The organism is [Leptolyngbya] sp. PCC 7376 (genome assembly GCF_000316605.1).
In the GTDB taxonomy this organism is placed as follows: Bacteria; Cyanobacteriota; Cyanobacteriia; order Cyanobacteriales; family MRBY01; genus MRBY01.
The window spans coordinates 1853512-1865848 of sequence record NC_019683.1 but is presented as its reverse complement, the minus strand read 5'-3'; the positions used below and the strand labels follow the sequence as shown (position 1 = coordinate 1865848).

Annotated in this window: 5 protein-coding genes and 2 pseudogenes; 4 read left to right on the top strand and 3 right to left on the bottom strand. The window is 48.4% G+C overall.

The window, feature by feature from the left end; all coding sequences use genetic code 11:
• The first annotated feature begins 3 nt into the window (after nucleotides 1–3).
• The 4 genes and pseudogenes from LEPTO7376_RS08235 to LEPTO7376_RS08220 all read left to right on the top strand — a co-directional run.
• Nucleotides 4–1110: a vWA domain-containing protein gene (locus LEPTO7376_RS08235; protein WP_015133739.1), complete on the top strand. Its 1107-nt coding sequence runs from the start codon at nucleotides 4–6 to the stop codon at nucleotides 1108–1110.
• 637 nt (nucleotides 1111–1747) lie between these two features.
• Nucleotides 1748–4876 carry a hypothetical protein gene (locus tag LEPTO7376_RS08230; protein WP_015133738.1) on the top strand — a complete coding sequence of 1043 codons (3129 nt, stop codon included), beginning with the start codon at nucleotides 1748–1750 and terminating at the stop codon, nucleotides 4874–4876.
• A gap of 158 nt (nucleotides 4877–5034) precedes the next feature.
• Complete coding sequence (locus LEPTO7376_RS08225; RefSeq protein ID WP_216700288.1) at nucleotides 5035–7842, top strand: hypothetical protein; 2808 nt, start codon at nucleotides 5035–5037, stop codon at nucleotides 7840–7842.
• Between the two features lie 311 nt (nucleotides 7843–8153).
• Nucleotides 8154–8767: pseudogene (locus tag LEPTO7376_RS08220) on the top strand (IS982 family transposase); the annotation flags it as partial.
• Nucleotides 8768–8790: 23 nt separating this feature from the next.
• Here the strand turns inward: LEPTO7376_RS08220 and LEPTO7376_RS25655 are convergent.
• The 3 genes and pseudogenes from LEPTO7376_RS25655 to LEPTO7376_RS08205 form a co-directional block, all read right to left on the bottom strand.
• Nucleotides 8791–9640 (bottom strand): IS630 family transposase gene (locus tag LEPTO7376_RS25655; RefSeq protein ID WP_160148418.1). Its coding sequence is split into 2 segments (ribosomal slippage): nucleotides 8791–9312 and nucleotides 9314–9640, totalling 849 coding nucleotides; the frame shifts between segments, so codons are not numbered across the junction.
• Nucleotides 9641–9707: 67 nt separating this feature from the next.
• A pseudogene (locus LEPTO7376_RS28970) lies at nucleotides 9708–9797 on the bottom strand (IS1 family transposase); the annotation flags it as partial.
• A 62-nt stretch (nucleotides 9798–9859) separates the two neighbouring features.
• The gene (locus tag LEPTO7376_RS08205; RefSeq protein WP_015133735.1) at nucleotides 9860–12289 is read right to left on the bottom strand and encodes a tyrosine-protein kinase domain-containing protein; all 2430 of its coding nucleotides are present in this window, start codon (nucleotides 12287–12289) and stop codon (nucleotides 9860–9862) included.
• Nucleotides 12290–12337: the final 48 nt, after the last annotated feature.

Genomic DNA, 12337 nt, shown 5'->3' with positions numbered 1-12337 from the left:
AGCATGTCTTTCTCTCGCTTATTTCGCACTGCTGCGCTTTCTTTATCGTTAGCCCTTGTTCCTTGGGTGGCGATCGCCGAAGAAGAGCCAACGATTCAATTGGCTATTTTGCTGGATTCCAGTAACAGTATGGATGGTCTGATTGATCAGACTCGCAGCCAAATCTGGAATGTGGTTAATGCTTTAACCGATGTCCGCAAAGATGGGCAAGTTCCCCAGTTTGAGGTGGCACTTTACCACTATGGGAATGATTCTCTGCCTTCCTATGAAGGATTTAATCGGCAGCTGACAGACTTTACGCCTGAGCTCGATAATGTCTCCGAAAAGCTCTTTGAAATTCAGACCAACGGCGGTCAAGAATATAGTGGCTGGGTGATTAAATCTGCCGTCAATCAACTCAATTGGGATGAAGATGAGGCAGATTTCCGGGCAATTTTCATTGCTGGTAATGAACCCTTTGATCAAGGCAAAGTAGGCTGGCAAGAGGCGATCGCCCTTGCGAGATCAGAAGACATTATTGTTAATACGATTTACTGTGGCAGTGCCGAAAATCGTGAGCGGGCATTATGGGCAGAAGGTGCTGAGATTGCGAGTGGTGCCAACTTTAATATCAACCAAAACCGCCAAGTGATTGTGCAAGAATCTCCCTATGACGAGGATATTCGGGCATTAAATGATCAGCTCAACTCCACCTATATTCCCTATGGCGCAGAAGGAACAAGAGGTCTAAATCGCCAAATTCAACAAGACGTTAATGCAGGTGCGGCAATTGTCACCCGTGGCAGCTCAAAGGGTTCAGCATATTATCGCAATGCATCTTGGGATTTAGTGGATGCCCTAGAAGAAGAAGCCGTTGACCTCGAAACTTTGTCTGATGACGAGTTGCCTCTTGCACTTCAAGGTTTAACGCTCGAAGAGAAAGAAGGCTATATCTCTGAAGTTGAGGCGGAACGAGAAGAAATTAAAGCTCAAATTCGTGACTTTACATCGAAGCGCGAAGGATATATTCGTAATCTTCCTGTCAATGATGATCGCACTGACACCCTTGACTACGCGATGATCCAATCCCTCCGAGAGCAGTTAGCTCGTAAAGGATTTGTCCTCGAATAAATTACTCAATAAATAATAAGTTTTGTAGATCCTCAATTTCCTAGAAAAGTTGGGGATTTTTGTTGTCAAGATCGTAGCGATCGCCTCTATTTATCTCAAGGATCAGTCATTTTTTTAGCTTTATGTTAAGAGAGTTTGATGCAAATTTCTGCGTGATATTCCTTGGTGATTAGACTTTTTATCTGAATGAAAAATAAGAGTGAAATGAGTTGAGAAAGCAATATATGACGAAAGGCAAAAAGAGCTGTTGTTTATTAACTTTTGCCGTCGCTGTAGTGTTAATAGGCAAACTTTCCATCTCATGGTGGATGTTCTGAAAATTATGAGACCACTAAGGGAAAAAGGGTGGTCACAATGTCTGTCAGTGGAAGGCTTGCTGATAATGCTTCTTCAAAGCTATCCATTGGGCTAAAGAACTCTGGGGTTGTCAACGATAGGATCTCTTTGCTTTCTTGGTTTATACAAGAGGTCTATTGTCGAAAATAAAGAAACAAGTCTTTTTCTTGCAACTTCAAAAGCCCCTGGAAAATTTACACTATCGTGCCTATTTAAGATAGTAGGTCAGCACAAGATTGATTCTTTATCAAATGCTCACCTTTTATTAACTGATACTTAATAATATATATGAGAAATTAAGATGACAATCACAACTTTTGATCGTTCCCATCTGGTTAAGAGCACTTCAGCATCTCTTAAAGGGAGCGAACTGCTGAAAGCTGATGTTAATCAACTGCTAGGAATCACGAACAAAGTCACCAGAACTCTCAAAGAGAGCCTGAACATTAGCAGTATTTTCGATCTGGCAACGTCCCGTGTCTTTAATAGTGCTCTGGAGTTAGTCGATCCTACAAATCCTGTGATGCAGGAATATGCTCGGCATGGTTTGATTCCTGCCGATTTGCTTCAGGATGGCGTCGATCTAAGTCAAGTTCAGGATTTTAGTGGTCTAGGGATCGAGCAACTGAATCTGCCCAATGCTGCCGCTGCGACGGCGTTGAAAGATACCTTAGGGATTGAGAGTATTCGCGATCTCGCTCTCTGGACACCTTTTCAAGCTGCGCGGGTAATTTTGGCTGGGGTTTTTGGCAAGCCCCATGGAACTGTTGCTAAAGCAGATGCCGAAGCGCCACAAGATCTAATTCCCACGAGTGGCAATTATCCAGTTGAGCGCGCCTACTTCCAAGGGTTGCATTTAATCGATACAGACTTAACAGACAACGATGTAACGGATGCGATCGCCCAGCAGAAAAAAGCAGCGGGCACGGAAGGGGAAGGTCCACCACCGGAAGATGCCGTGCGAACCACGGACTTAGCGGAGGAGGGCACCCTCGATCTGATGCAGACGGCTCTGCTGCGGGGCGGGTTCACCAAGCCAGCAGTGGGGGTCTCGATTACCAGCGAACAGTGTTGGTATGCCCAGGGGGTGACGCTGGGGGAGTTGCTCCATAGTGTGCCCTTGGCTCCGGGGGAAAGTACCCGCATTGCCGTGACCTCTTGGGAGCGCGCGACGACGGGCGATCGCCAAGAAGCGGTGAGCCAAACGGAAGATACCGACTCGGATACCAGCGAGCATCAGGCAATTAATGAAGTCACGGATGCGGTGGCGAAGGAAACGCAAACGGGGTCTTCGACAGCAACCAGCGAGAGTGATTCGTCTCAGCACGGTAGCTCCGGTGGTTTCGGGGCGTTGCTCTGGCATGTGGGCGGCAGCAGTTCCAGCTCTCACCAGCACAGTTTGGCGACGAATGTTTCCCGCAGCAGTGGGACGCGGAGTTTGTCCACCCGGATGAATCGCGATTTGCACCAGAACACTCACCAGCAGGCGAGTTCGGCGCGAGCGCGGCGATCGGCGGTGGTGCAAGAAACCACGGCGGCGGAGGGGGGCAAGATGTCTACCCGTGTGGTGACGAACTACAACCATATGCACGCGCTCTCGGTGCAATATTACGAAACGGTGCAGACTTATCGAGTGGTGACAAAAGCTGCGAAGTACGAACGTCACGCGTTTATTCCGTTTAAGCCATTCGACTTTAAGGATTATCGGATTATCGATCGTTATCGAGGTGTGTTAGAATCGGCTGCCTTGACAGATTCTGTGAAATTGGCACTACAAGACGCAGAGAAGAATAGTTGGAAAGATCATGCGGAAACATTTGTTTCAATTCACCCGCGAGAGCAGGGTCAGGTATTGTTTACTATCCCGTTCCCGGGAGCAACGCTAACCAAAATAACTTGGTCAGCATCAGGTGGTGTGGATTGCCTTGCCTTCGAATTTACAGATGGCTCTGAAGAAGATGTTTTAGGCTATGGCACTCCTGCTAGTGGAAGCAAAGATGTGAGTATTGATGTTGGTCGCATTAGTGATGTCTATTTGAACCCACGAAGTTGGAACACTACGCTTTATTTCTTGACTTTTCATTTTCAATCCAAGAGTGGTCAAATTTCCGAATGGAAGCACTCACTTTCGTATTCTTCATGGGACAATTTGGGAAGTTTTCATGGCTGGAGGATTCTCGACTTTAAACCGGCAGTTGTGAACCATGAGGCAACGCGGGAGATTATCCAACATCTCAACGAAAACGCAATTTACTACTCCCGTGCAATTTGGGCGAGCATGAGCCAAGGAGAATGGGCAAAAGCGCTGGGGCACTTCACCTATCGCGGCGAATCCGTTGGTGCAAATCTTGACCCCACCCCCACCACCATGGTCGGGAACTACATCGCCTTTCCCTGGCGCTTCCGCGACCCCGCCCATAAACTCGACTGGCTCCTAGAAAATAAACTCCTCTACAAAGACTTCCGCGCCTGGATGCAAAAGAAAGGCCACACCGAAATCACCGAAGCAGTGAAAGTAGCTTATCTCGCAGAACATGACGAGATCGAAGGCGACAAAGGACAGGAAGAAACCACCGTCCCCATGCCCACCGGCGGCGTCTTTGCGGAAGCCGTGCTGGGCCGAGCCAACAGCGCCGAGAAACTCGACCTCACCCGCTTCTGGAACTGGAAAGACTCCCCCATCCCCATCGTCCCCACTGAAATCAACCCCCTCAAAATGGGCAATCGGGGCTCAGTGGAACTCCTCAAAGCCCTCAAAGCCCAAGGCTTGGCCCCGCAGACCATCCACCTCCATACCGAAGAACCCGCTGCAACGGGCGCAGCAATGGGCGATGGTATGACCGCCTCGGCAATGAAAGCCCTCGCCGCCTCGAATATCTTCCGCGATATGAGCAACGCCGCAGGTGTGGCTAGCCTGCTGCAACAAGGGATGACCTCCGCCCAAGCTGGCGCAACCGAAGCCGGTAAACAGGCTACAGAGAGTGGCAAGACCGCCGCCGAACAGTTCACCAAAGGTTTGGGAATTGCCTCTGACGTGGTGTCGTCGATTCTGGGTGGCCCGGCGGGAGCAGGACTCCTTCCCAAAAACCCCACCAACGCGGGTGCAGCGATTAATGCCGCTGGAGAGTTGGAAGGCAAGGGTGACGATCCCACTTCCGCAGAAGCGGCGACTCCTGAGACTGGAGAAACAGGGGGAGCGACCGACCCGAACAGCGGCGAAAGTGTTGGCGAAAGCGGTGACGGAGACAGCCCCACCAGCCAACAGGAAGACGCCCTGCGCAAAATTGTCGGCCATTGGCAGTCCACAACGGCGCACTCTAAAACTCCGCAAGGTCGCTGGCAAGCTGCGGCAAGTAAAGCTAAAAAGTCCGCTAAATCGACGGACGAGCATACACCAGAAAAACAGGATGACGAGGCAGAAACCGAGTAAGAGCCCGATTGATTCCATCCTGACCATTTCTGAAAACTCAATTAATACAAATCATCATGTCTAACTTTTCCAAACTGGTGAAAGGCTCAGCAGCTGAGTTACCACGCCTCGACCTCCTCAAAGCACCTAGCGATCGCCTCTTGGGGGTGGGGGGAGCCATGGCTCAAACTCTCCGCGAAGAACTCAAAATTCATACGATCTTCGATCTCGCCACTTCCGGCATCTTTAACGCCGCCTTAAGCCTGGTTGCGCCCCAGAGCGAGCTAGCTCGAGAAGCGCTCAAAGATGGCCTCGTGCCGGGGGATCTCCTCAATCAAAGTGATGGTGAAGAGGTCAACCCGGCCACCATTGGCGGTGAGAGCATCGACAAACTGCGCTTTAATCACCCCCAAGCCGCCGCCAAAATCAAAGAAGAATTGGGCGTTGAAACGATTCGGGATTTTGCCCTGTGGACGCCTTTCCAAACCGCCCGCGCCCTGTTGATGGATACGTTTGAGACGGAAGGGGAAAGCAGCCAAGCGACCACCGGCGATCGCAACGGTACCCCCACCGACCTGCTGCCCAAAAGCGGCAATATGGCGAGCCAGAAAGCCTACTATCAAAGCACCTACATTATTGATGCTGACCTGGTGCACGACGGAGATGAAGGCCATGCCACCTTCGACCTCAGTCAAGAGGGACAAATTGACCTGCTCCATACGGCACTCACCCAAGAAGGGTTTAACGAAGCGGCGTTAGGGATTCGAGTGTTAAGCGAGCAATCTTGGTATGCCGAAGGAGTCACCCTCGGCCCCATGATTCACAGTCTGGCTCTGGCTCCCGGTGAAGCGACCCGTTTGGCGGTGACCAACTGGATGCAGCAAACCCTGGGACAACGGGGTGAGTCTTTGGAGCAAACCGACGATATGAGTTGGGATACAGACCATCAGATGGCGATCTCGTCGATCACCAACTCCGTCGCTCGTGAAACCCAATTTGGCTCCAACCGTACCGAAACTACTAGCGATGCCAGCCAAAGCAGTAGCTCTGGGGGCTTTGCCTTTGGCATTCTAGGCAGTGTGGGCGGCAGCAGCTCCAGTTCTCGGAATAATAGCCTCACCACCAGCGTTTCGCGATCGGAAGGAACCCGTAATCTCTCCTCCCAAAACAACCGGGATATCAACGGTCGCACCCATCAACAGGCCAACGCAGCTCGGGAACGGCGATCGGCAGTGGTGCAAGAAACCCGCGAAAGCGAAACCGAGACTCTGACCACGCGGGTGGTGGCGAACTATAACCACATGCATCCCATGACGATGCAGTATTACGAGGTGGTGCAAAACTACCGGGTCGCGACTCGGGCGATCGACTACGAACGTCGCATTTTCGTGCCGGTGAAGCTGTTCGACTTCAAAGATCCACGCGTTATCCTGCGCTACCGCCGCGTTCTAGAAGCCCTCACCACCGATGCAACGGTCAAAGAACAGCTCGCCGCCGCCAACGAAAATAACTGGCGCGAAGGGCATACCGTCAAGCTCGTCAATCCCAGCGGGAATCAGTTACACGAGGTGAAATTCACCAATCCTCAACTGGTCAAGATTGATTACCAGCTACAGGGCTCTGGCTTTATCGATGGCATCCAGCTGATGTTTAACGATGGCACGATGCTCAATAGCGGTCCTGGTGGCATTCCGGGGGACTCCAGCGGTGAAGCCAGTGGCAGCGTTTTTGTGGATAGCAATGTGCCCGTGAGCCAGTTGGCTAAGGTTCTCTACGACCCAGATTATGCCCAGGCGGGGAATGCCCTTAACCTGACCTATCACTTCCGCAAAGGCAATGAAACCGATAGCTACACCCAGGTGATTACCTTGACCGGGGACTATTGCGGGTATGAAGCAGTTCACTTCCAGGTTTCCAAGGAAGACGAGTCGGGGGCAATTCAACATCTAGAAGAGAATGCCCTGTATTACAGTCAGGGAATTTGGCTGGATATGGATCCCACGGATTGGATGAAGGCGTTGCTGACGGTTACCTACAAAGGCAAACCTGTTGCGCCCACTATTGAACCTAACCCTGTTGCCCTGCTAGGGAATTGTGTGGCTTTCCCCTGGCATTTTGACAATGAAAACGAGAAGTTGGATTGGTTGCTGGAAACGGGGCTACTCGATCGCGATTTCACCGCTTGGCAGACTAAGACAGGCTATAGCAGCGTGACTGACGAAGTAAAGGAAGCGTATCTGGATCTGGTGGGCGAGCCCCATGGGGATGGGGGGCTGAAGGAAACCCTGGTGCCAATTCCCACGGGCGGTGTGTTTGCGGAAGCCGTACTGGGTCGCGCTAACTGTGCCGAGAAAATCGATCTCACGCGATTCTGGAACTGGCAAGACTCGCCTATTCAGATCATGCCCCCGGAAATCGATAAGCTCACCGCAGGCGGTCACAAAGGCGCAGCAGAATTGCTATCCGATCTGGCAGCAGCGGGCTTCGATCCCGAAGCGATTCATATCCATCCGGCTTCTCCCCAAGAGGCGATTAATGCAGCTGCTAACTCTGCCCAAAGTTCTACAGATGCACTGATGCAGGCTTTGACTGCGGCCAATATGTTCCGCGATATGAGCAATGCGACGGCAACCACTGCGATTGGCGCTCAAAGTATTCAAGCTGCGGAAGCCGGGGCGAAAGCTGCGGGCGAACAAGCCACGGAGAATATGAAGATTGCCAGCGAGCAAGCGATTCAAGGGCTGCAAATTATGGGAGATTTGGCGAAGCAAGTGTTGCCCTTACTGTTAGCACCGGAAACCGGGGGAGCGAGTCTTTTAGGCGAAGCTTCGACAGCAGGTGCAGCTCTCAATGCGGCTGGCGATCTTGATGGAGCGTCTGAAGGTGGTGAATCTGCCGCTGGCGAGGCCGGAGCGACGGCTGAAGGCATTGCTGGTGCAACACAGGGATTGTCTTCGATTGCAGGCATCCTTGGTGGTCTGTTGTAGTTAACGTGAGTTCTGGACAAGGAAATGAGACTCTAATTGAGTTGGAGAGAAGGTTTCTTAACGTGAGTTCGGGATAAGAACAATAGGGGAAAAGTCTCTCCCAATGTGGGTTTGAGGCTTTTTTTCTTTATTGAGCAGCAATTATTTTATGCAATATTCTACTGATTGAGTTCAATCCACAAGATATTTTCAATAAAAATGCTTTGTTGCAAATCAGCAAATAGATAAAATTCCAAACAAACCATTGATTCATAGGAGTTTTAGGCTAATTTGGAGGGATTTCATCCCAATTCCTTATCCCGAACTCACGTTACCAACGTTTTGTGGAGTGGATGCCTTCGACGTTAGTACCTCTATGTGTCTACCTACAGCACTGTTATGGTTCATGCACAGGTATCAGCTTTATTGATGCCACCAGTATCAAGGTTTGTCACAATCGCCGCATCTCTCAACATCGCGTTTTTGATGGTCATGCCGCTCGAGGTAAAACCTCTGTGGGTTGGTTCTTTGGCTTCAAACTACATCTGGTTATCAATGACCGTGGAGAATTACTCAATGTGAAGGTCACACCCGGCAACACCGATGATAGAAAACCGGTAGTGGAGCTTTTGAAAGAGTTATCGGGAAAAGTCTTTGCAGATAAAAGTTACGTCTCTCAAGCTCTGGCACAGTATTTGCAAGAAGAATATGATGTGAGGCTTCTAGCTAAGCCTCGTCGCAATATGAAGAATCACCTGATGCTTTGGCGTGACAAAGTTTTGGCCCGCAAGCGAGCTTTAATTGAGACCGTCACTGACCAACTGAAGAATATTTCTCAGATTGAGCATTCCCGCCATCGCAGTCCTGGCAACTTTTGTGTCAACTTGCTTTGCGGTTAATTGCCTACTGTCATCAGCCTAAGAAACCTTCTCTTCAGCTTGATTAGAACCTCATTTCCTTATCCCGAACTCACGTTAATTTGCATACCCATGGACAGTGTTTGAGTTGCTTTCGAATGCGGCTTTTCAACCAAGACCAACACTGTTCAATTCTGTTTAAATCTGGTGAGTAAGGAGGCAGATACCACACCTCACATTTCGCTTGCGCAAGGATTTCTACAATCCTCCCTCCCTTGTGGAATGTGGCATTATCCAAAATCAACACCTGATGAGGTTGTAATTCTGGTAGTAAACAATTCTCTAGCCACACCTCAAACACATGGCGATTACAAGAGCCTTCCACCGTAAAGGGAGCAAACAATCTACCCTGATGCCAGGCTGCAATCATATTGACTCTACCGCGACGACTTTCTGACTTGAGGTCGTAAACTCTTTCTCCTTCGGGACTATAGCCATAGTCATACTGACCATCTCGCTCATCCATTCCTGACTCATCACAGTAGATGATTTGCTCGGGTTTCAATCTTGCCAATCCTTTTCTGAATTCCTGTCGCTTCTGTTCATCCCTTTCTTGATATCCATAGGTCTTTTTTTCGAGTAAAACCTATCTTCTTCAACATTCTGGAGATGGTACGACGACTCACTTCACCAGGCCACAGCTCTGCCATTTCTGCTTGGGTTTTGTCTGCATGCTGTTGCACAAAGCTTTTGAATACTTCCAAGTCTGTGATTTTATGACCATAGCCTTTCTGATACCCTGTTTTCGCGCTGTAGCTCCCTGTTTCTTCTAGACGTTTTCTCCAAAGGTAAAGACTATTGCGACCAATATTGAACATTTCATAGACATCTTTTTTGGGGATACCTCGCTCCACGGCTGCAAGAGCTTTACAACGTAGGTCCTTGCTATAAGCAACTGGCATCTTTACTTCACACAACAACTCCCATACTACTCCCTCAACCAACTGGCCATTGCTATACAACAAATTAGCGGGCACAATCTTTACTCTTATGGTTTTGCTGGCCATGACGAAAGCCATTTTTGCAAATTCGTTCTGAATGACATTCGGGATAGTTCATTTGTAATTCTGATTCTATTCCTCCTCTCTTATTTCATCAGCGCTTCTTATCCTGAACTTACGTTAGATAATACTTTCCTCTTTTTCATTATTCTCTGCCACTGGTAGCTGTTGTAAAACTTCGCCATCGTCATTAGTATGTTCACCAATCCCATGCTCGTAATCTGGTACACCCTCTAAGTTTTCTGAATCCTCTACTTCTAAGGACGCGAGAGATTGCTCTATTGTGGGTGGAATATCGCTATTATTCTCCAGATCCGGGAAATAATTGGTATTACTGGATTGGCTAAGGGTTGCCCGGAGCACGGGAGCCGCACCTTTTTGACGATTGACAACTAGGCCAAGTACCGGAATTTGTTTGTTCTCCAGCTCATCGAGAGTTTCTTGTAATATGGTTTGTCGGGTTTTGTGGAGACTCGTCACTAAAATGAGGGCGTCAGTATTTCGGCTAAATAGGGTTGCATCAGCCAGACCAAGCATACTGGGAATATCAAGAATAATTAGGTCAAATTCTTGTTCTAACTTAGCCATGACAGAATCAAGTCGTTCGTTATTCAGAAGTTTGGCAATCTCGTCTTCCGACTTGCCAGGAGATAATACGAAAAGCTCGCGATCCTCAAAGACTTTTTTTACATAGGATGTAATGTCCTGGGTTGGTTCCCGTAATAAATCCACCAGACCAGCATCATTATCTAGGTTGAGAAATTCAGGGATTTCTGGCTTACGAAAATTGGCATCAATCAAGAGCACCTTTTGCCCCATAACAGCAGCCGTATCTGCCCAATTGATCGCAACAGTTGTTTTTCCATCACCTACTGTTGCTGCACTAACAACAAAGGTTTTGTAATTGCGTTCCTCTATCAACGGCATGATGTTCGTATGAATAACCCGTAATGATTCAAAAAATTCGACGGTACCATCGTATTCTTCAAACAAGGCGATCGCCAACTTACTGGCGCTACTGGAGAAGCGTTGGCTCAGTCGAATCATGAGCTGTTTAACACGATTGAGAAATTTACGCTTGCGCTTTTTTGCCTTTCCGCTATTTTCTTGAGATAGAAAGACTTGTTGATTAAAGGGTAATACACCTAAAATAGGTGGTTTGACTTTTCTTTGGAGAGCACTAATAGTATGGAAACTACCATCTAGTTTATCTAAGGCAAAAGCCACAGCTAAACCCGCAACAATACCCACAACAATCTTATTCTGTAGTGCTTTCATAAAGTCATTAGGTTGAGCAAATGCAGAAGGTTCCCGCACTAGTTCCCAAGGAATTTCGCTCTGAGCTGCTTCTATCTGGAGTGCTTGGCGACTCTGTAAAAAATTTGTCAGGCTCCCTACGGCAATGCCTAATTGTCTTTCAATATTATTGTATTCGCGAATGAGAGCGGATAGATTTTGGATTTCCTCACTGATCCTAGTTCGTGCTGCATCGATGTTCTGTAAACGAGTATTGTATAGCCTTATTTGGGCAGATCCTTCTGCTAACTTTGCTTCAACGGTTGCATTTACCTGTTGCTGTAGCACAGGTAGTAAGGTGTCTCGTCTCTGCTTAAGTGCCTGAATGACTGAATTGCCCTCTTGAAACCGAGTGCGTTCAAGACCAAGTTGTGTATCTACTTCTCTAATCTGCGCACGGATATCTTGATAAGCACCATCGTTGATTAGTAATGCTTGAATTCCTTCTTCCGTTTGTATATTTCGTAAACTGACTTCTAAGATTGCCAATTCTTGCTCAATCTCTAGTCGTTCAGCTTCTAAGCTTCCGAGCTGTGCCGTGAGTTGGTTCGAACGATCTTCAGGACGAGCAAAGCCATTTTTTTGACGGAACTCCTGTAGTTGTTTTTGAAGCTCGTCAACTTTTTCTTGGGTAATGCGCCGTTGTTCATCTACGAAACGTAGACCTTGCTGTAGAAATGTTTGACGTTTTTCTTTGCTATATTCTAGATAGCTTGTTGAGAGATCGTCGAGTACAGCTCTAGTGAGTGCTTGATTGGTACTTGCAAATGAGACTTCAATGATTTTTGTTTTACCTAGTTGTTCGATTTCTAATCCCCCTAATAGTCTGCCAAAGCCTAAACTAGGATATGTCTCTCGGAGATCCTCAATAATTGGCAATAGTAGAGCTGGGCTACGGAGAATTGCTAGCTGAGTATCATAATCGAGGGCAGAGCTAGTTGCACCTGGATTACTAAGGCTTGCAAGTTCGGCATTAACAGGTTCAACAAGGAGCTGAAAATTGCCTCTGTATGTTGTCGGTACTTTACTGAGTTTGATCGCTGAGTTGCCGATCATCACGATGGCCACACCCATAATGATGAGGGCTCGCCGCTGCACCATTTCAATGATTTCACCAACTTTATTACCGCCGGATTCTTCATCCTCGGCATTCGGCTGGTTGGGAGTTTGCTGGGGGGCAGTCATAGAGAACCGTTCAACAGTCTTTGCCTCTACTGTGGGGAGATGGCGTTTTGAGGAAGAAGAATGCCGCATGAACTCTCAAGTTGATGATGGTTTAAGGAATGGTTCGTGGGTAGATAG